Origin of the sequence: Nocardioides dokdonensis FR1436 (assembly GCF_001653335.1) — a bacterium.
Taxonomy (GTDB): domain Bacteria; phylum Actinomycetota; class Actinomycetes; order Propionibacteriales; family Nocardioidaceae; genus Nocardioides; species Nocardioides dokdonensis.
This window is the reverse complement of sequence record NZ_CP015079.1, coordinates 1,810,649-1,831,223: the sequence shown is the minus strand read 5'-3', so window position 1 is coordinate 1,831,223 and position 20,575 is coordinate 1,810,649. Positions and strand designations below refer to the sequence as shown.

The 20,575-nt window shown below is 68.0% G+C and carries 23 protein-coding genes; 4 read left to right on the top strand and 19 right to left on the bottom strand.

What is annotated here, in order from left to right:
• The 16 genes from I601_RS08675 to I601_RS08600 form a co-directional block, all read right to left on the bottom strand.
• A complete protein-coding gene (locus tag I601_RS08675; protein WP_068108299.1) occupies positions 1–1,227 on the bottom strand; it encodes a glycosyltransferase family 4 protein in 1,227 nt (408 codons plus the stop codon).
• A complete protein-coding gene (locus I601_RS08670) occupies positions 1,224–2,183 on the bottom strand; it encodes an MraY family glycosyltransferase (protein WP_157519989.1) in 960 nt (319 codons plus the stop codon). Before I601_RS08670 ends, I601_RS08675 begins: the two co-directional genes overlap by 4 nt.
• Complete coding sequence (locus tag I601_RS08665) at positions 2,183–3,199, bottom strand: polysaccharide biosynthesis protein (RefSeq protein WP_068108294.1); 1,017 nt, start codon at positions 3,197–3,199, stop codon at positions 2,183–2,185. Before I601_RS08665 ends, I601_RS08670 begins: the two co-directional genes overlap by 1 nt.
• Before the next feature lie 85 nt (positions 3,200–3,284).
• Entirely contained in the window at positions 3,285–5,027 is a 1,743-nt protein-coding gene (locus I601_RS08660) for a DUF4012 domain-containing protein (RefSeq protein WP_068108290.1), read from the bottom strand.
• A 128-nt stretch (positions 5,028–5,155) separates the two neighbouring features.
• Positions 5,156–5,554 carry a hypothetical protein gene (locus I601_RS08655; RefSeq protein ID WP_068108286.1) on the bottom strand — a complete coding sequence of 133 codons (399 nt, stop codon included), beginning with the start codon at positions 5,552–5,554 and terminating at the stop codon, positions 5,156–5,158.
• Between the two features lie 448 nt (positions 5,555–6,002).
• Entirely contained in the window at positions 6,003–6,401 is a 399-nt protein-coding gene (locus tag I601_RS08650; protein ID WP_068108283.1) for a hypothetical protein, read from the bottom strand.
• Positions 6,402–6,738: 337 nt separating this feature from the next.
• Entirely contained in the window at positions 6,739–7,845 is a 1,107-nt protein-coding gene (gene metX / locus I601_RS08645) for a homoserine O-acetyltransferase MetX (protein ID WP_237089586.1), read from the bottom strand.
• Positions 7,846–7,865: 20 nt separating this feature from the next.
• Positions 7,866–9,152 carry an O-acetylhomoserine aminocarboxypropyltransferase/cysteine synthase family protein gene (locus I601_RS08640; protein WP_068108275.1) on the bottom strand — a complete coding sequence of 429 codons (1,287 nt, stop codon included), beginning with the start codon at positions 9,150–9,152 and terminating at the stop codon, positions 7,866–7,868.
• Positions 9,153–9,710: 558 nt separating this feature from the next.
• Entirely contained in the window at positions 9,711–10,007 is a 297-nt protein-coding gene (locus I601_RS08635) for a GIY-YIG nuclease family protein (RefSeq protein WP_068108272.1), read from the bottom strand.
• 248 nt (positions 10,008–10,255) lie between these two features.
• Positions 10,256–10,810, bottom strand: a complete 555-nt coding sequence (locus I601_RS08630) for a hypothetical protein (protein WP_068108269.1) — start codon at positions 10,808–10,810, stop codon at positions 10,256–10,258.
• The gene (locus I601_RS08625; protein WP_068108262.1) at positions 10,807–12,567 is read right to left on the bottom strand and encodes an alpha/beta hydrolase; all 1,761 of its coding nucleotides are present in this window, start codon (positions 12,565–12,567) and stop codon (positions 10,807–10,809) included. Before I601_RS08625 ends, I601_RS08630 begins: the two co-directional genes overlap by 4 nt.
• Complete coding sequence (locus tag I601_RS08620) at positions 12,564–12,872, bottom strand: hypothetical protein (protein ID WP_157519987.1); 309 nt, start codon at positions 12,870–12,872, stop codon at positions 12,564–12,566. The genes I601_RS08625 and I601_RS08620 overlap by 4 nt, the downstream gene beginning before the upstream one ends.
• Entirely contained in the window at positions 12,869–13,429 is a 561-nt protein-coding gene (locus tag I601_RS08615) for a hypothetical protein (protein ID WP_068108258.1), read from the bottom strand. Before I601_RS08615 ends, I601_RS08620 begins: the two co-directional genes overlap by 4 nt.
• A 251-nt stretch (positions 13,430–13,680) precedes the next feature.
• Positions 13,681–13,977, bottom strand: a complete 297-nt coding sequence (locus tag I601_RS08610; protein WP_068108257.1) for a DUF1416 domain-containing protein — start codon at positions 13,975–13,977, stop codon at positions 13,681–13,683.
• Positions 13,977–14,837: a sulfurtransferase gene (locus I601_RS08605; RefSeq protein WP_068108254.1), complete on the bottom strand. Its 861-nt coding sequence runs from the start codon at positions 14,835–14,837 to the stop codon at positions 13,977–13,979. Before I601_RS08605 ends, I601_RS08610 begins: the two co-directional genes overlap by 1 nt.
• A 66-nt stretch (positions 14,838–14,903) precedes the next feature.
• Positions 14,904–15,401, bottom strand: coding sequence for a DUF4395 domain-containing protein (locus I601_RS08600; RefSeq protein WP_068108253.1), 498 nt, complete (start codon positions 15,399–15,401; stop codon positions 14,904–14,906).
• A 298-nt stretch (positions 15,402–15,699) separates the two neighbouring features.
• On the opposite strand from I601_RS08600, the gene I601_RS08595 reads away from it, so the two are divergent.
• Positions 15,700–16,032 carry a hypothetical protein gene (locus tag I601_RS08595; protein WP_068108251.1) on the top strand — a complete coding sequence of 111 codons (333 nt, stop codon included), beginning with the start codon at positions 15,700–15,702 and terminating at the stop codon, positions 16,030–16,032.
• A 23-nt stretch (positions 16,033–16,055) separates the two neighbouring features.
• Here the strand turns inward: I601_RS08595 and I601_RS21140 are convergent, their stop codons facing one another.
• Positions 16,056–16,253, bottom strand: a complete 198-nt coding sequence (locus tag I601_RS21140; RefSeq protein ID WP_157519985.1) for a hypothetical protein — start codon at positions 16,251–16,253, stop codon at positions 16,056–16,058.
• 236 nt (positions 16,254–16,489) lie between these two features.
• Here I601_RS21140 and I601_RS08590 point away from each other — a divergent pair, with 236 nt between their 5' ends.
• The 3 genes from I601_RS08590 (at position 16,490) to I601_RS08585 (ending at position 19,307) form a co-directional block, all read left to right on the top strand.
• Positions 16,490–17,560, top strand: coding sequence for a GDP-mannose 4,6-dehydratase (locus I601_RS08590; RefSeq protein WP_084527356.1), 1,071 nt, complete (start codon positions 16,490–16,492; stop codon positions 17,558–17,560).
• Between the two features lie 359 nt (positions 17,561–17,919).
• Complete coding sequence (locus I601_RS21135; protein WP_157519983.1) at positions 17,920–18,462, top strand: DUF6318 family protein; 543 nt, start codon at positions 17,920–17,922, stop codon at positions 18,460–18,462.
• A gap of 290 nt (positions 18,463–18,752) precedes the next feature.
• Positions 18,753–19,307 (top strand): hypothetical protein, encoded by a 555-nt coding sequence (locus I601_RS08585; protein ID WP_157519981.1) that lies wholly within the window; start codon positions 18,753–18,755, stop codon positions 19,305–19,307.
• Positions 19,308–19,321: 14 nt separating this feature from the next.
• Here I601_RS08585 and I601_RS08580 read toward each other — a convergent pair whose 3' ends face one another.
• Together I601_RS08580 and I601_RS08575 are read right to left on the bottom strand one after the other, a co-directional pair.
• The gene (locus I601_RS08580; RefSeq protein WP_068108246.1) at positions 19,322–19,867 is read right to left on the bottom strand and encodes a hypothetical protein; all 546 of its coding nucleotides are present in this window, start codon (positions 19,865–19,867) and stop codon (positions 19,322–19,324) included.
• Positions 19,868–19,905: 38 nt separating this feature from the next.
• Complete coding sequence (locus I601_RS08575; protein ID WP_084527355.1) at positions 19,906–20,406, bottom strand: thioredoxin family protein; 501 nt, start codon at positions 20,404–20,406, stop codon at positions 19,906–19,908.
• Between the last annotated feature and the right edge of the window lie 169 nt (positions 20,407–20,575).

Sequence of the window (20,575 nt, the reverse complement as noted above, 5' to 3'; positions counted from 1 at the left end):
TCACGCGGTCTCCAGTGCTTTCGAAAGGGCGATTTCAAGCGACTCAGAGCCAGCAATTGCCGACAGGTGCGACTCGTAAAATTGCCTGCCCGCGCGCCCCCTATCAGCAAGAGCGCGCGCTGAAAGACGACTGGCTTCAACCATCAGTCGCGCCAATCCCTCCACGTCGCCTGCCGGGCATGCCCACCCTGCGCCAGACTCCACGGAAAGCGCGGCGGCATCTCCCGGCGCACAGGTCAGAATCGGCCTCCCACAGGCGAGTATCGCCTGGATCTTGCTGGGCATCGTTAGGGCGAAGAGAGGGTCGTCCTTGAGGCACACCAGTTGTACGTCAGCACTTGCCATGACCTCGGCCATCTGGTCGAGCAACCTAGGGCCCTCAAAGCGGACACGATCCGAAATATCGAGCTCGGCGGCCAACGCAATGAGGGACTCGAGCGCAACGCCCGTCCCTATAATCCGCAGGACAATGTCCGCCTGTGCTGACGCCGCTGCCACGGCACGCAGGGCGGTATCGAGCCCCTGAACGTCCCCGATATTGCCGGCATACATCACTTCCAGGGGGCTGGAAGCCTCGCGAGCCTTACCGTGACGCGGCCGGAAGACTTCCTCGTCAACCCAATTGAATACGACGCTCACCTTATCTGCCGGCACGCCTCGCTTAAGAAGCAGCGTCTTCATACCTGGCGAGATCACAGCGATGTGACCGGCGGCTCGATAGGTAGCATTGCAGAAGCGGTGAAGGAGCCATTCGGAAGGCTTAACGAAACGAGCAGGCAACATGCCGGTGGCCGTGACTGTGTCTGGCCAAACATCCTGGATGAACAGTACGAATGGCCGGCCCAGCAGTCGGCGAAGCACGAGCCCCGCCATACCCACCGTGCCGGGAGTGGAGTAGACGAGGGCAACCTGCCCTCGCCTTGCGAGCAAAGCACCCAGGCTGCTGACCGATAACATGAAGGAGAGAAAATTCAGTACGCGGCGGAGAGCGGACCCGTCGTGGCTCGGGTACAGCGGAACACGATGAACCGTGACACCGCGAATGACTTCACGGCTATAAGGACGCACTTTGTAGCCCGCGTAGATTTCCCCTGTCGGATAATTTGGAAAGCCTGTAATCACTTCAACCGAGTGGCCGCGCCTGACGAGCGCTCTGACAATTGCCCCCGGCAGCGCAGCTGAACCTACCTCCGGGTCATACCATTGGGTAATGAATGCAATTTTCACGAGCCCCTCCGCGCGGTCTCAACGAGGCGAGCTGAACTCAAGTAGGCCATGACAATCAAAGCGACCAGTGCGACGGCCCACCACGCAAGTGACACCCGAGCCGCACCAGCGGCAAGGCACACAAGAATGGTTGCCCCCGCGCATGCGGTGGCTGCCGCTATATGAGGCCAGCCACCGTCCACGAGCCGCTGGTACACGTGCCCGCGGTGCGCTTCGGCGAGTGGCTTACCCGCCCGCGCACGCTTCACCAGCGCCCAGCCTGTGTCGGCACCGTAAACGACCAGGGGGGCGAGGGCCCACCACCATGGAAGTCCCTCCACGACAGCAAGAGCGCTCAATCCAGCAATAAGAACCCCGATCCCATAGCTCCCCGCGTCACCTAGAAACACTCTGGCCTTCGGGATGTTCCATGGCAAGAAACCGATGGCAGCCCCAGCGAGGATCAGACCGAGCGCTGCGATTGCGGACTGGCCCTCGGCGTTCCCCGCCCAGGCCCACCAGAGGCCGATCGCCGCTGCATTGAGTCCAGAGATGCCATTGACGCCATCCATGAAGTTGAAGGCATTCACGAAACCCGTCATGCCGACCGCCAGGGGCAGCACGAGCCACCACGAAGCCTCCCCTGATGCGACGAGAAGCACCGCCAGCACACTCGTGGTCATAAGTTGGGCAAATAGTCGAATGGAGCTCGGCAATGAGCGCCAATCATCGATTAAACCTACGGCCGCGAGCACGCAGGCAGCCGTAACGAGCCCGACCATGCCCGCGCCGAGGTCGACCGTCAAAGCGGACACTCCCGCGATGGCGGCCACCACCGCCACCCCCCCGCCCCGCGGGATCGACCGTCGATGCGAGGATCTGGCGTTTGGCACGTCGACGAAGTTGTCTCTCAGCAGCAGGATGAACACGCCCACCAAAATCAGGGTCAAAGCCAAACTTATAAAGAAGCTGTTCATCACCCGTCGCCCACGAGCGCTCGAAAGGCTGAGAGTCCCAATAGCAACTCGACTACCTGATCGATATCGAGGCGCGCAGTATTGTGCGAATGGTAGTCATCAGTGGACGACTCCTCTTCGTCGCCTTCGTCGAAGTATTCTGAGTAATTCAAGTCGCGAGCGTCTACCGCGACCCGGTAATAGTCGCCTTGGTCTTCCGATCGTACGAGTTCTTCGCGCGTGGCCAGCGTCTCGTACAGTTTCTCTCCGTGACGTGTGCCGATGACCTTCAATTCGGGCGCCACGCCCAAAGCCTTCGCCACGGCGCGAGCCAGATCCTCGATCGTGCTGGCCGGCGCCTTACGGATAAAGAGATCACCAGGGTGAGCGTTCTCGAAGGCGTACTCGACTAACAGCACTGCCTCCTCCAGCGACATCAGGAACCTGGTCATTCGTGGATCCGTCAGTGTTAGTGGTTGGCCCGCCCTCAGTTGGGCCACGAAAAGCGGGATAACGGACCCACGCGACATCATGACGTTGCCGTAACGGACGGTAGATACCGTCGTGGTGGCGGTCGGATTGTTGCGAGCAAACGCCTGAGCGACCTTCTCCATCATGGCCTTACTGATGCCCATGGCATTGACGGGGTAGGCAGCTTTGTCCGTCCCCAGACAGACCACACTGTGAACCCCGTTAGCATTGGCCGCCTCGATGACGTTCGCGCTTCCAATGACGTTGGTCTTCACCGCCTCCATCGGAAAGAACTCGCAACTGGGGACCTGCTTGAGGGCGGCGGCGTGGAAGACGAAGTCAACACCTCGCGTAGCCCGGTGAACGCTGTCCTCATCTCGGACGTCGCCGATGTAGAACCGCACCCTCGAGTCCGAGAGCACGGTTCGCATTTCGTGTTGCTTAAGCTCGTCTCTACTTAGAACACGAATCTCGCGGACATCGGAATCCAATAGCCGACGGACCATCGTCGAGCCGAAGGAACCTGTGCCTCCGGTCACCAGCACGGTTGACTGGTCGGTCTGCATACGTGAGCCTCTTTCAATTAACAAATTGAGCTGATCTTAGGTCAGTGCAGGGACTATCGCGACGGCGGAACGGAGTGATGCTGACTCAACACCCCCGCGCCACAGTGGACGACGCGTTGTCCGGGAAAATGCCGGGGGTGACGCGGAGGGGCACTGCCACATCCGTGGGCAAAATGTTGAGTGTCCACGACACATCTTGGGGCTTGCCAGGCTCGAGGAGCACGAACGCCGTACTGACCTCGCGATCTCCCAGCGTGTCACTATCGCCGTCGTACTTCTTGTCCTGGATTCTGAGCTGAGTGATCTCGCCGCCGGACGGGGTGAACAGGCCGACCGCAATCAGCTGCTTGCCCGGCTCGACGCCGTAGCCCCCGCCGCCGGTGATGTAGTCAGGAAGCGAAGCCGCGTCCTCTGGAGCGTCCGAGACCAGGCGCGCGTTAACCTCCACCTGCATCCGCCCATCCATGCAGCCCGTCGTTGTCCCGCGGACCTGGCTTCGGAGGAAGTACGACATCTTGGAGCCGGTGCCGTCGAGGAGTGTGACGTCGATGGCTGAGGCGTGACCGTCCGCGTCGTGCGTGGCACCAGTGATCCTGCGACCGAGCAACAAGGCCTGCTCGTCGTCATCGGCTAGGTGGACATAGGCTCGGCCTTCGTCGCCGGCCCGGACCAACGCTCGCAGCAGCGTCCTTGGCTCCGCGACCTCGCCACCAGAGATCCGATCGAACACCGTCGAGGCGACCTCCTGGAAGAGGGCGTCCTGCCCAGCTGAGTCCGCGATGTCGAGGTACACCTGGTGCAACAGGATGTCCACTGCGTTGTCAGCGTTGATCGTGTAGCCGCCGACCTCGATCGGCCCGATAGCCTCCAGCAGGTAGGACATGGCGACGGTATCGACGGTGAGCACACCGTCGATCTGCTCGGGGTACAACTCCTGCCAGCGCGCGCGCATCAGCTCGGCGGCTCGCGGCCAATCAGGGGTGAAGTTGGCGTCTTGGAAGAAGGTCCCAAGTTTGTCGCTGAAGACCTTCTTCTCGTCCTTGGTTAGCGGCAGCACCGGGGTGGCACGTTCACCGAACCCACCGACCGATTCTTGGCGCCCGAGCGTGATGTCTCCGTCGTCAGTGGAGACCACGGACACAACGCCGGGAAGACCGCCCGTGGCTCGGATCTCGGCGTTGTTCTGGAAGACAAGAAGGTAGTTTTTCGGCTCGTTCTGCCCCAGGAGAGCTGGCAAGACCTCGAGGGCGACCGCCGCGGCATCCGTTGCGTCAGCGGCGTCGCCGATCTGCTGCTGCAGCTCGCGAAACTTGGTACGGAAGCGCTCGACGTATCCCGAGGAATCCTCGGCCTCGAGCGTGGACGCTGCCTCGGCCAGCGCGCCTGCGCCCCGGCTAATCGGGTCATGCAACGACTCGATGACCGCGGGGTCGATTCGCCCGTCCTGCGGGAGCACGGCGTCTAGCTGGGTCGCTGTGCGGGCAAGTGGCTCCAACCCGTCGTTGCTGAGATCGGAGATCACGCTCGACGCGACCTTGACTCCGTGGGCATCATCGCCAATGACGGGCAGGATCGTAGCCAAGCTCCAGATCCGCCCCTGGGTTCGCTCAGCAGCCTCTCCAGAGGACTCCTGGAGGGCTGCCAGATCGGCGTCGATCTGATCCTTGTCCTCGCCCTGCAACGACGCCTGCAGGGTCGCGGCGTCGTCGACTGCCTCCTGCAAGGAACTGTTGACCTTGAGGCCTTGCCACCCGATGAGGACTGCCAGAATCAGGAGAAGGACGCCCACACCGGCAACGGCGAGCACGATCAGGCGAAGACGCGACATGCGGGGACCTTATCCAGGGTGTGGTGTCGGGGAGTGGCCAGCCTCATGAACTGGACGTACCGCGAGTTGGACAGCAAAGACCCCCGAGCCGGGCTCGGGGGTCCTTTGACGGAGCTGTGACCGAGAGGTCAGTTGCTGCGCTTCTGGATGCGCAGGTCCTGGCCACTACGCGACTTGCCGCAGGGGTCGTCCTGGCCGCGCTGGTACTTGACCGCCAGGCGGTACTTGCCCGCGCTGCGGAGCTTGAAGCGGAAGTTCTTGACGTCGTCAGCAGGTTTGCGCGACTGCTTGACGACCTCGCCGCGGTTGTTCTTGATGATCAGCACGAACTCGCCGGTGCAGATCGCGCCAGCATCACCGTTGGTGTTGGCCTTCACCTTGACGCGGATCTTCTCACCGATCTTGGCCTTGTTCGGGGCCTGCGTCGAGGTGTCGGTCGGGGTGGTCACCGGGTAGGCGAAGGCGCTAGTGGCGGTACCCGGGATGAGCAGAGCGGCGCCAACGGACGCGGCGATGAGCTTCTTCATATGGCTGAGACTCCCCATAGAGACGCGCACGGCGTCAGAGACAGTGGTTGACGAGTTAAAGGATGCCACACGATGAGCGCCGGGCCTACATCTCACTGAGATCCGGACCGTGAGGGTGAGCGACTTGAGCGGGTGACCAACGCTGACGCGCTCGCAAGAAGCCCTCATGTGAGGGATGCCGCGTGTTTGCTGCTCCCCCAACTGCGATAAGCCGGGGTGGCTGGACGGGTGGTCCTGACTCTTGAGACCAAGTGAATGCGCCGAGTTCACCCGTGCGATGTCTCTGGACATCGGGGGTGACCATTCGGTTCTGATCTCGGTCGAGGGGGTCGGCGCCTATGGCCGGTGCCTTGTCCGGCCCGTTCGCCCCTCGCCGAACTCGCCGAACTCGCCGAGGTCAGTGGCGCCATCCGATGCTCGGGATCACTGCTCAACGACGGCTGCTGGATCAGGCCATGCGCTTCACAACGCGCAGGTCTCGAGCCGTGCGGCTCGTGCCGCAGGAGTCGTTCTCCCCGCGCTCGTACTTGACCGCCACCCGGTACACGTCCTTGTGGCGGAGCTTGAACGAGAAGGTCTCTCGGTTGCGGACCGGCTTGCGGGCCTGCTTCACGATCTCTCTGTCCTGGTTCTTCACGATGAGCACGAAGTCACCCGTGCAGTGCGAACCAGCGTCGCCGAAGGTGTTGGCCTTGACCCGGACCTTGATGGTCTCGCCCACCTGGACCTTGCGCGGAGCCTTGAACGCGACATCGGTGTTGTTGGAGGAGTATTGGGCGGAAGCGCTGGTGGCCGCGATCGGGACGAGCAGAGCGGCGCCGATTGACGCCGCCAGGATCTTCTTCATCAGGGGTGACTCTCTTCGTCTCGGCATGTGGCGCTTCAGTCTTGGCGGATGGGCGAAGGGTACGTCCCGACGCTGCGGTGGGGGCGCGGCGTACGGAAGTGGGTTCCTCACGGGGTCTCGACGTCGTTCGAGCCTTCGGCCCTCTCTGCTCGACCGACGGTGGATGTGCGGCGTACGGAAGTGGGTCTCTCACGGGGTCTCGACGTCGTTCGAGCCTTCGGCCCTCACTGCTCGACCTACGGCGGTGGGGCGCGGCGTACGGAAGTGGGGTTCCTCACGGGGTCTCGACGTCGTTCGAGCCTTCGGCCCTCACTGCTCGACCGACGGCGGGCTCGACCTACGGCGTCCCCAAGAACGTGGCTACTCGGTCTAAGTAGCCCGGGGGATCCAACAAGAAGGAGTCGTGACCGTAGGGGCTCTGGATCTCGGCGTGGTCGGCGTCGACGCCGTGCTTCTGCAGCTGTTCGGTGAGGCGGGTGGCCTGGGCGGTGTCGAAGCGCCAGTCGGAGCTGAAGGAGGTGACCTGGAAGCGGGTGGTGCAGCCGGCGAGGCGCTCGGCGACGGGTTCCTCGGCGAAGGGGTCGAAGTAGTCCATCAGCCGGGTCAGGTAGAGGTAGGACAACGAGTCGAAGCGGCCCAGGAAGGTCTCGCCCTGGTGCTGGAGGTAGTGCTCGACCTCGAAGTCGGGCTCCAGGCGCCACTGGTCGTCGCCGACCGAGTCGCGCTCGTGGCCGAACCGGTTCTGCAACGACTCCGGGGAGACGTAGGTGATGTGGGCCATCATCCGCGCCACCTTCTGCCCGTGACGGGGGACGACACCGTGCTCGGCGTAGCGGCCGTTGTGGAACTCGGGGTCGGCCATGATCGCCTGGCGGGCCACCGAGGAGAACGCGATGTTCTCCGCGGTCAGCTTCGCCGAGGCCGCGACGACGACGGCGCGCTCGATGCGCTGCGGCTCGTCGATCACCCACTGCAGGACCTGCATGCCGCCCATCGAGCCGCCCACGGCGGCGTACAGGGTCTCGATCTGGAGGTGGTCGAGCAACCGGCGGTGCGCGGCGACGAGGTCGGCGACGTGCAGCAGCGGGAAGTCGAGGTAGAGGGGCTCCCCCGTCGCCGGGTCGAGCGACATCGGGCCGGTGCTGCCCGAGCAACCACCCAGGATGTTGGGCGCGATCACGAAGAACCGGTCGGTGTCGACCGGCTTGCCGGGACCGATCATCCGGTCCCACCAGCCCGGCTTCGCCGTGTGCGGGTCCTCCCCGCGGCGGTGGCCGGCCGCGTGCGCGTCACCGGTCAGCGCGTGGCAGATGAACACCGCGTTGTCGCGCGCCGGCGACAGCACGCCGTACGTCTCGTAGACCACCTCGACGTGGTCGAGGTGCTTGCCGCCCCGCAACCGCAGCGGGTCGTCCTCGGTGGCGAGGACGACCCGCTGGGTCACGGCGTCGAGGAGAGGACCGGTCACTTGGTGGCGGAGAGCGCCTGCTCGATGTCGGCGATGATGTCGTCGACGTTCTCGATGCCGACCGACAGGCGCACCATGTCCTCCGGCACGCCGGCGCCCTCGAGCTCCTCGGGGCTGAGCTGGCTGTGGGTGGTGGAGGCGTTGTGGATCGCCAGCGACTTCGCGTCACCGATGTTCGCCAGGTGGCTGATGAGCTCGAGCGCCTCGATGAACTTCTTGCCGCCCTCGCGCCCGGCCTTCACACCGAAGCTCAGCAGGCCGCCGTACCCCTTGCCGGTGTGGATGCGGTCCGCGACCTCCTTGTAGGGGCTGTCGGGCAGGCCGGGGTAGCTGACCCACGAGACGTCGTCGTGCGCGGAGAGGTACTCCGCGACCCTGAGCGCGTTCGAGCTGTGGCGCTCCATCCGCAGGTGCAGCGTCTCGAGGCCCTGCAGGAACAGCCACGAGTTCATCGGGGTGATCGCGGCACCGGTGTTGCGCAGCAGCACCGTGCGGGCGCGGATGATGTACGCCGCCGGGCCGGCGGCGTCGGTCCACACCGCACCGTGGTAGGCCGGGTCGGGCTTGGTCAGGCCCGGGAAGCGGTCGGAGTGCGCCGCCCAGTCGAAGTTGCCCGAGTCGACGATGACGCCGCCGATCGAGGTGCCGTGGCCGCCGATGAACTTGGTCGCCGCGTGCACCACGACGTCAACGCCGTGGTCGAAGGGGCGCACCAGGTAGGGCGTCGGGGCGGTGTTGTCGACCACGAACGGCAGGCCCTGGGCGTGCGCCGCCTCGGACCAGGCCGGCAGGTCGATCACGTTGATCTTGGGGTTGCCGACGGTCTCGCCGAAGACCATCTTGGTCTTCTCGTCGACGTGCTTGGCGAGGTCCTCGGGCTTCTCCGGGTCCACGAACCGCACCTCGATGCCGAACTGCGGCAGCGTGTGGGCGAACAGCGCGTAGGTGCCTCCGTACAGCGTCGAGAGCGCCACGATGTTGTCGCCGGCGTAGCAGAGGTTGAGCACGGCGTACGTCGTCGCCGCCGAGCCGCTGGCCGTGGCCAGCGAGCCCACGCCGCCCTCGAGCTGGGTCATCCGCTGCTCGAAGACGTCCTGGGTCGGGTTCATGATGCGGGTGTAGATGTTGCCCGGCTCGGCCAGCGCGAAGAGGTTCGCCGCGTGGTCGGTGTCGTTGAAGACGTAGGACGTCGTCTGGTAGATCGGCACCGCACGGGCGTTGGTCGTCGGGTCGGCCTCCTCCTGGCCGGCGTGGACGGCCAGGGTCTCGGGGCTGTGCGTCATGAGGGTGCTCCTGCTCAGGTGGCTGCTGTCGTTCAGCGGCTGCTGCGACGTGCGTCGAGCCTAGGCAGGTCCGGTGCAGCCGCCGGGGTGTGTCCGGTTGGTGGGCTGAGCCGTCGGTCGAGCAGCGAGAGCGGCGTTGTTGGTCGAGCAGCGAGGGCCGAAGGCTCGAGCGCCCGTCGAGACCCCGCAACCCACCGGCGTACAGGCCCGGAGTCACCTCACCGGGTCTCGACAGACGTTCCTCGCTGGCGCTCGTCACTGCTCGACCAACAACCCACGCCGTCGGTCGAGCAGCGAGGGCCGAAGGCTCGAGCGCCCGTCGAGTCCCCGCAACCCACCGGCGTACAGGCCCGGAGTCACCTCACCGGGTCTCGACAGACGTTCCTCGCTGGCGCTCGTCACTGCTCGACCAACAACCCACGCCGTCGGTCGAGCAGCGAGGGCCGAAGGCTCGAGCGCCGTCGAGACCCCGCAAGCACACGGCGTACAGGTCCGCGGTCACCTCACCGGGTCTCGACAGACGTTCCTCGCTGGCGCTCGTCACTGCTCGACCACCGACTACGCCGGCGGCAGGCTCCGCCCCCTCGCCAATCCAGGCAGATCGCCCAACCGACCCTCGATCAGCGCGATCCGCTTGGCTCGACCCCACTTCTGGATCTGCTTCTCGTAAGCGAACGCGTCGTCCTTGCGGCTGAACTCTCCGGCCCACACCAGCCGGACCGGGCGTCGGCGGCGAGGTCGGGTGTACGTCGCGCCCTCACCTCTGTCGTGCTGACTGATGCGGCGCTCGAGGTCGACGGTGCTTCCGACGTAGAACGAGTCGTCGGCGCACTGGAGGATGTAGGTCCATGCCATGAGCGGCTGCTGCCCGGTCGCGGCGCCACTGACACCCGGGGTGGGTCTGCCTGTGGATGAGCCATCGCGGAAGTCTGCTTGTCACTGGGTCTCGACGGGCGTTCCTCGCTGGCGCTCGTCACTGCTCGACCCACGACGCTGGGCACCCTGGGGCTCAGTCCCCCGCTGGACCACAGTCCCGCCGCGCCGATCGGCGTACGACAGTGGGCACCTCACCGGTCTCGACGGGCGTTCCTCGCTGGCGCTCGTCACTGCTCGACCAACGTGACCTCCTCGAGGTCGTCGGGGACGCGGGTGGTGGTGTCGGGGATGGCGATGCAGGCGTCCTGCCCGGTGAGGCCGAAGACGAGGGCGCCGGAGCCCTCGGGGCCGCTGCGGCGCAGCGTGAGCCGCCAGTCGTCGCGCACCAGGTTGACCCATGCCTCGGGCTCCTGATCGCCGGTGCGGGTCACCTCTCCCTCGGTCTCGACCTCCCAGCCGGCGTCGAGCAGGGCCTCGCGCGCCGTCGCCACCTGCTCGTCGTACGCCGCCCCCGCGGCCAGCTCGCCGCCGAGCGCGAAGGTGAAGCCCGGGCGGGGGGTGGACTGGCAGTAGTCGCCCTTGCCGCGGGCGCCGGCCACCTCGAGCCCGGTCGCCTCAAGGACCTCGACGACCTCTCCCCCGGTCGTCATCACGTCGTCGGCGAGCGCCTCGAGGTCGGCGACCGCCCCCTCCCGGGAGGGCTCGCCACCCGCTGAGTCGTCGCCGCACCCGGCGGTCACGGCCAGCGCCAGGACGATCGCGACCAGCACCAGCGGCCTCACGGCTGCCTCCTCGTCTCGGAGCGGCCCGGCTCCCAGGTGGTCGGGTCACGTTCACCCTCGGGGTCGTCGGCCCAGCGCCACCACGGGTCGTGGCTCTGCCCCGCCTCGTTGACCGCGTCGTGCTGGCCGTCGACGATGCGGCCCAGGTTGTGGAGCGACTCGGAGTCGTGGTCGTAGTAGCGGCTGTGGTCGTCGAAGTTGCGGTGGTCCCCGCGCAGCACCGACTCGGCCTCGAAGCGGTGCGCGTCGAAGTCCTCCGACGACGGGTCCATCCCCAGCCCGCCGGGGGTGTGCAGCCAGCCCTCGTCACCGAAGAAGGTCACCGCGTCGCGGCTGTTGCGGCCCACCCAGACGTTGTCCTCGCCGACGCTGAAGTCGTCGGCGGTGCGCGCCGGGCCGGCGCCGGGGCTGCCGATCAGGGCCACGTCGTCGACGTCGAGGCCGTGCTCGGCGGCGGCGTACGACGTGGTGGTGGAGCCGTAGCTGTGCCCGATCACCGTCAGGTGGGCGTCATCGCCGGAGCGGGAGGCGCGCAGGCCGGCGATCGAGTCGGCCAGGCGTTCTCCGCCGTCCTCGGCGCGGCCGCTGGTGAAGGTGTCCCAGTCGGTCTCGCTCTCGGGGGTGTTGTAGCCCAGCCAGAACATGGTCGCCACGCTCGAGCCGTCGCCGTTGAACCGGGTCGCCTCGTACAGGTTCATCGCGTCGTGGACGCCCCCGACCACGTCGTTGGTCTCGGTCTTGATGCCGGGCACCGAGACGGCGACGTCGTCGGCGGTGTCGGGATCGCCGATCGCGACCGCGACCCGGCCGTCGCCGTCGAAGGCACCCGGGTCGTAGAGCCACAACCGCCCGCCCGGCTGCTCACCGCTGGCGACGTCGGTGAACGCGTCGGCGTCCTCGAGCGCCTCGCGGGTCTGCTCGGCGTTCTCGAGGCGTTGCGCCTCCTCCTCGCTCAGCGTGCCGTCCTCGGCCTGGGAGGCGAGGGTGCTGAGGTCGTCGTCGAGGAGCGTCCGGTTGGCCTCGTCGCGCACGTCGGCGGGCAGCCCGTCGGCCGAGCCGAGGAGCGAGGGGTACGCCGCGAGCGCGGCCTGCTGCTGGGCCTCGGTCAACCCGGCCCACCAGCGCTGCACCTCCTCCGGGCTCGACCCGGAGCCGGGGGCGCCGGGGCGGTTCATCGCCTCCCGCGCGGCGTCGCTCACCCCGCCGGTGTCGGAGAGGGCGTCGCTGAGCGACGTACCGGCCTCGAAGGCCTGGCGCAGCCGCTGCTCGTTCTCGCGGACGCGGCGCTGCAGGTCGGAGTGGTCGTCGACGAGGTTGCGGTAGGCCAGGCGCAGGTCGGCGGCGCGCCCGCGCAGCGCCTCGATGTCCTGCGCGGTGGCGTCGGCGGTCGCGTTGATCTCGGCGATCAGCGCGGCGCGGCTGGCGTCGAGGTCGCTCTTGCGCCCGATCAGCTCCTCGGCGGTGCTCTGGTGGGTGCGCAGGTCGTCGGCGTACGACGTCACCGCCCGCGCGACCCGGCGCAGCGTGGTGGCCATCGCGTCGTGCTCGGCACCGGCGGTGGACGCGGCCTGGCGGTAGGCGTCGTAGGCCTCGCCCCACCAGCCGGTGAGGTCCTGCAGCTGGCCGGCCTCGGTGGCGACCTCGTCGTAGCGGCCGACCGCGGTGAAGAGCTGGTCCGCGAGCTGCTCGGCGCCGGCGGGGGTGCCCTCGGGCTCGCGGATCTCCGGCTCGGAGGCCGGGACGGTGATGGTCGTCATCGGGCCGACCCCAACCTGCTGTCGAGGGTCTCGAACCCGCTCCCGGTGGCGCTGTCGGTCTCGGTGGTGCTGCCCACGACCTCCTCGAGCGCGGTCGCGAAGCCCTCGACGATCGCGGCGCTCTCGCCGGCGTAGCCCTGCCAGGCACTCAGGAAGCTGGTGGCTGCGCCCTGGCAGTCGGGCGCGAGGCCGGCGACGGGGGCGGCGCCGAAGTCCTTCGCGGTCTCGTCCAGCAGCTCGCCCAGCGCGGCCCACCGCCGGCTGCCGGCGCGCAGCGCGTTGTACTCCATGCCCATCTGGCTCATTGCGGGTCCCCCTCGGGCGCGGGGGGTGCGGGGTGCGAGCCGGTGCGGTGGCGCAGCACGAGGCGGGCGGAGGCGGGTACGACGAGCAGCAGCACCTCGGCGCGGTCGAGCCCGTCGGCGCGGCCGGCCTGGACCCGGGGCAGGCCGTCGGGCGGGGTGAGCACGTGCCACCCGTCGGCGCCCAGCCTCTCCGCGACCCGCTGGAGCGCGACGCTGCTCTGCTCCGGGGTGACTCCCTCGAGGGTCCAGGTCGCCTCGTGGCGCAGCGTCCCCGGGCGCTCCCCCGCGAGCCAGTGGCTCTGCTGCTCCGTCGGGTCGCACTCCCCCACCGCCTGCGCCCACAGCGCCGCCAGGGCGGCCTCGGCGTCACGGGCCAGCTGGTCGGGGTCGATCGGCTCGGCCGGCTCGGCCGGCTCGGTGGGCCCGGTGGGCTCGGGGTCGGGCTCTACTGGCCGCTCGGAGGGGAGCAGGACGATGTCGACATCGGGGTGCCGGCGGCGCACCGGCCCCCAGAACGGGTCCGTCGCGGCGGGATCAGCGGGCGTCTCGTCGGGCACGGTCTCTCTTTACCCGTTCCCACTCCCGCGTAACCGGCCACCCCACCGACGAGCAGTCACTTCTGCACCACCGACCAGTCAGTTCTGCACCCTGCCAGCGCGACGTTTGGGCCGGGTCGTGGTGACATCAGGGCCGGGTCGCGGTGACATTTGCGCCGGGTCACGGTGATATTTGGGCCGGGTCGGCATGCAGCAGGCCCCCGCGCCGCTGCACGGGGGCCTGCTGGGTCTCACGGGTGGGGCAAGGTGCGTCAGACGCTGATCGCGACCTCGGCGACCTGACCGACCTTGGCGACGACCTTGCGGTCGACCGGGTCGGCCTTGGGGGCCAGGGTGCGCAGCGTCCACTCGCCGTCGCTGGCGAAGAACCGGAAGTGCCCGGTGGCGGAGGTGGGGACCTCGGCGGTGAACTCGCCGGTGCGGTCGAGCAGGCGCACGTAGGCGCTGGCCACCGGCTCACCGTCGCGCAGCACCTGGCCCTGCACCACGGCCTCCTTGGCCACGTTCACGCCGTCGAGCGAGAGCCCGCCCTCAGTGGCGCCGCACATCAGGAGTCACCCTCGGCCGACCCGGGCTCGTCGCCGAGCGAGATCGGGACGCCGACCAGGGAGCCGTACTCGGTCCAGGAGCCGTCGTAGTTCTTCACGTTCTGGTGGCCGAGGAGCTCCTTGAGCACGAACCAGGTCAGCGACGAGCGCTCCCCGATGCGGCACAGCGCGATGGTGTCCTTGGAGTCGTCGATGCCGACGTCGGCGTAGAGCTTCTTCAGGTCCTCGTCGGACTTGAAGGTGCCGTCGTCGTTGCAGTTCTTGCTCCACGGCACGTTCAGCGAGGTCGGCACGTGCCCGGCGCGCTGCGACTGCTCCTGCGGCAGGTGGGCGGGGGCGAGCAGGCGCCCGGCGTACTCGTCGGGGCTGCGCACGTCGATCAGGTTCTGCACGCCGATCGCGGCGATCGCGTCGTCGCGGAAGGCGCGGATCGAGCGGTCCTGCTCCTGCGCGACGTACGACGTCTTCTCGCGGGTCGGCACCTCGTCGGTCAGCGGGCGCGAGTCGAGCTCCCACTTCTTGCGGCCGCCGTCCATGAGCTTGACGTCGCTGTGGCCGTAGAGCGTGAAGTACCAGTAGGCGTAGGCGGCGAACCAGTTGTTGTTGCCGCCGTAGAGGACCACGGTGTGGTCGTTGCCGACGCCCTTCTCGCTGAGCAGCGTCTCGAACTGCTGCTTGTTGACGAAGTCGCGGCGCACCTGGTCCTGCAGGTCGGTGGTCCAGTCGAGCTTGATCGCGCCGGCGATGTGGCCCTTGTCGTAGGCGGTGGTGTCCTCGTCGACCTCGATGAGGACGACGTCGGCGTCGTGGGCGTGCTCCTCCACCCACTGGGTGGTGACGAGGCTGGTCTCGCGGGTCATGGTGTGGCCTTTCGTGGGCATGCAGGAAGTCGGTCGGTGGAGCGGGTGGGCTGGCTGCTGGGTGGGTCAGGCGGTGGCGCGCTTGACCAGCAGGAACAGCTCGCAGCCCAGGCAGAAGCGGAAGACGGCGTTGAGGGTGGCGGCGACCAGCGCGAAGCCGATCGCGACCTGGGCCAGGACGGTGAGGCCGGCGGCGTACCCGACGAGGGCGACGACGGTGAAGAGGAGCCCGACGCTCTGCGCGAAGCGCGGCGGGGCCGGGTCCTCGAGCTCGGTCGGCGCGGCGAGCCGGGGCCGGATGAAGCGGCGGAAGGCCCACGCGTGCGGCGTCTTCTGTACGCCGCGGGCGGCGCCGAGCGCGAAGAGAGCGGCCTGGACGGCGGTCAGGGCCAGCGCCGCGGTGGGCGGCAGGCCGAGGACGGCGATGAGCACCAGGGCGGTGGCGCCGGCGGCGAACTGCGGGCCGCGCGGGTCGATGCCGGTGCGGGGAGCGGCGGTGGCGGCCGGCGCGCTGGTCGCGCGGGCGGTGGTGGCCGGGGTGTGCTGGGCGAGCGTGCTGGACATGTCTCTCCTGAGGATGGCGGCGCCGGGGGGCGGGAACAGCGGTCAGTCACGACCGGGTCCACGGCGCTGCACGTAGCTCAGAGGAGCAAAATGAAAGGCAGCGCCGTCACGTCATCCGACACAGGCTCGAGCGAGTGCGGCAGTGGTCGACTGCGCGTCGCTTCGTGAGCCAAGTGGTGGACATATAGGTGACAATAGGCGCAACAGTTCTTTGATTCCGCCCCGCGTCTCACTGTGTGGATGCCAGTATTGAATGGTGAGATTCGTGACCCTTCGCTGCGTCGGGCGTTGATCCGGTGTGACCACCCCCGACGGCCGCGCTCTGCTCTCCATGCACCCCGACGCCCCCCTGGCTCTGCAGTCCGCTCTGCTCACGGCGATCGAGCAGGTCCTCGTCGACGCCGGCGTCGAACGGGTGTGGATCGAGGCCGGTGCGGACGGCGCTCTCCAGGTGTTCGCGTCGCTGCCGAAGTCGTTCGACGAGCTCGACGACTCCCGGGCAGCGGCCCTGAGCCTCCTCAGCGGGCTGGCCGAGGCCGCCGGGCTGCAGAGCCTCAGGCACGTGACCGAGGTGGACGACGTGGACGCTGCGCCGACCGGAGCCCAGGAGCCGACCGGCAGCTCCGACTGACCGAATCAACCCGGCCGGCCGGGTCAGACCTTCGGCCGGATGTGCCGGTCGAGGTGGGCGACGTGGCCCCAGCGCTTGAGGGCGTCGCGCAGCTCGTGCCGCTTGTGGTGCTGGGCCGACTCGCAGCCGCACTCGTCGCCGCCCCAGTAGGACCACGGGTCCTCGACCAGGACGTGGCAGCAGCGCCGCGACCACACGAGAGGTTCCAGGACCTGCTGCACCGTGCCCAGGGACGGATGACCGCACGAGGGACAAGTAGGTGCGGGTACACGGTGCAGCAGGTTCATGTCCCACAGGAAACATCCCCACCGCCGGCGCGAGTGCGGAAGCCGACGGGGTTACCCACATTGGGGTAGTGCCGGCAGCACCGGGGCCGGCGTCGTGCCCCTCAGCGTGACTCCTGGGTCACCGTGAAGGGCACGAGTCGGGACCCGCGGGCCGATAGGGTCGTCGCGCCATGGACCCCATCACCCCCACCGATCCCCAGCCGATCCCCGCAACCGCGAGCGGGCGGCGTACGGCGTTGGTGACGGGGGTGGCCGGCCAGGACGGGGTCTACCTGGCCCGGCACCTGCTCTCCCTGGGCTACCACGTGGTCGGGACGTTGCGCCCGGGCAGCCGGTGGGCGCCCTCGACGCTGGGGCGCGCATACGCCTACCTCGACGGGGTGGAGCTGGTGGACCTCGACCAGCGCGACCACGAGGGCTGGGCGGCGGTGCTCGAGGGGCTGCAACCGCACGAGATCTACAACCTGGCCGGCTTCTCGTCGGTGGGTGCGTCGTGGGGGCACGCCGAGGTGGTCGCGGAGACCAACGGGCTGGCGGTGCTGCGGATGCTCGAGGAGCTCGTCGCGTTCCGCGACCGGCACGGCTGGTCGCCGCGGTTCTTCCAGCCGTCGAGCTCGGAGATGTTCGGCATCTCCGACCAGCAGCCCCAGACCGAGAACACCCCGCACCACCCGCGCTCGCCGTACGCCGCGAGCAAGTCCTTCGCGCACCACCTGACCGTGAACTACCGCGAGTCGTACGGGCTGTTCACGGCCACCGGCACGCTCTACAACCACGAGAGCCCGCTGCGTGGCGGCCAGTTCGTGACCCGCAAGATCACGCGCTCGGTCGCCGAGATCGCGCTCGGTCGGCGCGACGAGGTGGTGCTGGGCAACCTCGACGTACGGCGCGACTGGGGGTTCGCCGGTGACTACGCGGTGGCGATGCACCGGATGCTGCAGCTCGACGAGCCGCAGGACTTCATCGTCGCCACCGGCACCTCCCGGCCGCTCTCGGCGGTTCTCGACGTGGCGTTCGCGGCGGCGGGGCTGGGCTCGAGCGAGGGGTACCTGCGCCAGGACCCCGCCTTCATGCGCCCCGCCGACGTCGTCGACCTCGTCGGGGACCCGACCAAGGCGCGCGAGCAGCTGGGGTGGACGCCCTCGGTCACCTTCGAGCAGGTCATCGAGCACATGGTCCGCGTCGACACCGCCCGCCTCGCGACCGGCGTCGAGGACTCGGTCGACTACCTGCTGCCCTAGCTTTCTTGTCGCTCTCTTGCCGGCCGCCGCGCTGGGGCGGTGAGCTGGCAACCGAAGTCGTGTCGCCGAGGGTTGCTGGCTCACCGCCACGCCAGCTCGGCGCTGTCCAGGAGCCCAGGAGCCCAACCTGGCTTGCCAAACTGCTGAGCAAAGCCCGGCACGCGGCGGCTCACTCACGCTCAGAGCGCGGTGATGACACTGCCTTTGGTCAGCAGTTCGGCGACCGGGGCTCGGATCGCATCGGTTGCTCGGCGTTGTCCACAGACCGCAGGTGAGCACTGGCCCAGAACTGGGTAGGCCTTTACCGTGACAAGGCGCCCCCGGACCGTACTGGGGCGCACTCTCGGGAAAGCTGACACATGAGACGACACCTCGCGTACGCCGCCGCGCTGCTCCTCGCCCTCACCGCCTGCAGCGGTGACGACCCGGAGCCGAAGGTCGCCGACCCCACCCCCTCCGCCAGTCCATCGCCCAGCGAGAGCGCTGCGCCGGCCAAGGAGGAGTGGGAGAAGAAGACCGACGACGGGGCGGTGGCTTTCGTCGAGCACTGGGTGGACGTTTTCAACAAGGCCAGATCAGGTGGGGACACAGAGGAACTCAGCCGCCTCAGTAGCCCTGATTGCGAAACGTGCTCCAATTTTATGAAGCTTATCGACCAGATCTACGGAGCCGGAGGGTCAGTCGAAACTAAAGGCTGGCGGGTTGCACAATTCGGCGAACCTCTCAACAGCCCGGCCGCCGAGTCCGTCCTACCGATTAGCGTCGATCAAGCTCCACAAATCCTGCGCAAAACCGCCGACAGCAAGCCGCAACGAAATAGCGGTGGACGAGCAGGCTTCATCGCCTTTATCGCGTGGAACTCAGGACGGTGGCAGATGACTCGGTTGGACATCACCGAATGAGGACTGCCGCTGCCATCCTCCTGCTCTTGGTCGTTGGCGCTGGTGCAGCCAGCGGTGACGACCCCGCGGGCCCGACCGTGGCCGGCAGCGATGCAACCGACTCGTTCAACGCCGCTGCCACCCAAACGACAGACGCCTACGGGTCGGCCAGTTCGCTGTCTCCTGCCGCGGGCGGCTCGAGCAATGGAATGACCTACGTCGTCGACCCGATTTGCCAGCGCGACGACGGCGTTGTGCAACCGACAGCCTTCGGATGCGAAGGGCCACTCCTTTGCGGCTCCGACGGAATCATGCACACAGTCACCGCGACGCTGCCCAGTGGATCAACCGCCTATTCGGGAGTGACGTGCGTCGAGCCAGGCGACCCAGCAGCGACCACCGCACCCATTCTGACCCCCGGCCGCATCCTGGAGGCCTTCAAGCGCATCCCGCTGCCGGAGGCGCCGCTGAACATCCAACCGCCGGACGGCGAGACCCTGGTCAACTTCGACACGATCCTGCACACCCAGGCCGAGCCGTTCCAGGAGAGCGTGCGGCTGCTGGGGCGACAGATCACGTTCGACATCACTCCCACCACCTTCACCTGGGCCCTGGGCGACGGCGAGTCGATGACGACCACCGATCCGGGCCGCGCGTACGCGAAGGGCGTGCCGATGGACCAGTACGTCTCGCACCGCTACACCGAGGCCGGCAGCGTCACCCTCCAGCTCACGACCACGTGGGGCGCCCGGTGGCGGCTGGGCAGCGGGCCGTGGCGGGACGTGGACGGCACGGTGACCATGACCAGCCCCGCGGAGGACCTGCAGGTCCGCACCGCCCAGCCCCAGCTCGTCTCCTACGACTGACGACCGGCCGGGCCTCAGAACGCGCCGAGCAGCAGCAGGACCACGAGCACGATCCCCGTGACGATCGCTCCGCCGCCACCGATGATCGCCATCACCAGCGCGATCCGCTCGGCCGCGCCGCGCCGGCTCCTGAGCCCGAGCTCCTGGGCGACCCCCGTGATCAGGTCGCGTCCCTCCTCGGAGTGGAAGCGGTAGTCGGCCTGCACCCCGAACGAGCCGTGCTCGTCGAAGGCCCAGACCTTCTGGGCGCCGAACTGGATGATCCGCCCGTACGACACCTCGCCGCCCACGGTCGAGGGCACGCCCGCGGTCCAGCTCACCCGGCGCGACTCGTCAGTGATCGAGTACAGGTCCGGCCCGTGGAAGACGACGTGGTGGGTGAAGACCCGCTTCAGCCCCGCCTTGTTGAACAACCCGAACCACTGGGCGTCGACGATGTCGAGCGTGACGTCGAAACCCTTCTCGGTCGCGCTCACCGTGTACGGCGTGCCCTCGGTGAGCTCGCGCGCCCGTTGCACGAACTGGTGGGCCATCGGACCGGTCGCGTGGGCTGAGCTCATGAGCGCATCATCACCGACGGCCCGCGGCCCCAAACGGGTCAGTCAGCGACGACCGAGTCCAGCGTCGCCAGCACGGTCTCCTTGCGCGGCGCTCCCGAGGCGCGGGTGACCTCGCGGCCGGCCGCGTCGAGGATCAGCGTGGTGGGGGTGCGCAGCACGTCGAGGCGGCGTACGAGGTCGAGGTGCAGCTCGGCGTCGATCTCCAGGTGCGTCACGCCGGGCACCAGCTCGGCGACCTCGCCGAGCGTGCGTCGAGTCGCGCGGCAGGGGGCACAGAAGGCCGAGGAGAACTGCACGAACGTGGCCCGCTCCCCCAGCCCCGCCTCGGGCAGCGAGGCGAGCACCTCGTCCCACGCGGTGGGCGTCCCCGGCACCGAAGCAGCGTCGTCCGCCACCGGGCGAGCCGCGCCCTCGACGTCCGGACCGGAGGCGCTCAGGGCGTGGGTGCCGCGGAAGCGCCCGTCGGTCGCGGCGCGGTAGGCGCCGAAGGCGAGGGCGATCACGACCGCCGCAAGGGCGATCCACAGTCCGGTGGGCACGCGGGCAGAACAGCCGACAGGCGCGGCGCATTCCGAAAAAAGTGACAGTGAGGACTTTCACTTCAGGGTGAGGTGCGGCACCATCGATGGGACCAGCATGATGGTGGCGCCATCCCCCCAAGCACCACGGCGCGACCCACCCCCGCAGAGACTGAGCGGATCCCCACCC

Coding starts and splice junctions, on each gene's coding strand:
- I601_RS21135 (WP_157519983.1), top strand. CDS start 17,920: ATGAGACGACACCTCGCGTACGCCGCCGCGCTGCTCCTCGCCCTCACC.
- I601_RS08660 (WP_068108290.1), bottom strand. CDS start 5,027: ATGTCGCGTCTTCGCCTGATCGTGCTCGCCGTTGCCGGTGTGGGCGTC.
- I601_RS08610 (WP_068108257.1), bottom strand. CDS start 13,977: ATGTGCGGCGCCACTGAGGGCGGGCTCTCGCTCGACGGCGTGAACGTG.
- I601_RS08655 (WP_068108286.1), bottom strand. CDS start 5,554: ATGAAGAAGCTCATCGCCGCGTCCGTTGGCGCCGCTCTGCTCATCCCG.
- I601_RS08635 (WP_068108272.1), bottom strand. CDS start 10,007: ATGGCATGGACCTACATCCTCCAGTGCGCCGACGACTCGTTCTACGTC.
- I601_RS08585 (WP_157519981.1), top strand. CDS start 18,753: ATGCACACAGTCACCGCGACGCTGCCCAGTGGATCAACCGCCTATTCG.
- I601_RS08665 (WP_068108294.1), bottom strand. CDS start 3,199: ATGCAGACCGACCAGTCAACCGTGCTGGTGACCGGAGGCACAGGTTCC.
- I601_RS08640 (WP_068108275.1), bottom strand. CDS start 9,152: ATGACGCACAGCCCCGAGACCCTGGCCGTCCACGCCGGCCAGGAGGAG.
- I601_RS08590 (WP_084527356.1), top strand. CDS start 16,490: ATGGACCCCATCACCCCCACCGATCCCCAGCCGATCCCCGCAACCGCG.
- I601_RS08625 (WP_068108262.1), bottom strand. CDS start 12,567: ATGACGACCATCACCGTCCCGGCCTCCGAGCCGGAGATCCGCGAGCCC.
- I601_RS08580 (WP_068108246.1), bottom strand. CDS start 19,867: ATGAGCTCAGCCCACGCGACCGGTCCGATGGCCCACCAGTTCGTGCAA.
- I601_RS08600 (WP_068108253.1), bottom strand. CDS start 15,401: ATGTCCAGCACGCTCGCCCAGCACACCCCGGCCACCACCGCCCGCGCG.
- I601_RS08620 (WP_157519987.1), bottom strand. CDS start 12,872: ATGAGCCAGATGGGCATGGAGTACAACGCGCTGCGCGCCGGCAGCCGG.
- I601_RS08605 (WP_068108254.1), bottom strand. CDS start 14,837: ATGACCCGCGAGACCAGCCTCGTCACCACCCAGTGGGTGGAGGAGCAC.
- I601_RS08670 (WP_157519989.1), bottom strand. CDS start 2,183: ATGAACAGCTTCTTTATAAGTTTGGCTTTGACCCTGATTTTGGTGGGC.
- I601_RS08650 (WP_068108283.1), bottom strand. CDS start 6,401: ATGAAGAAGATCCTGGCGGCGTCAATCGGCGCCGCTCTGCTCGTCCCG.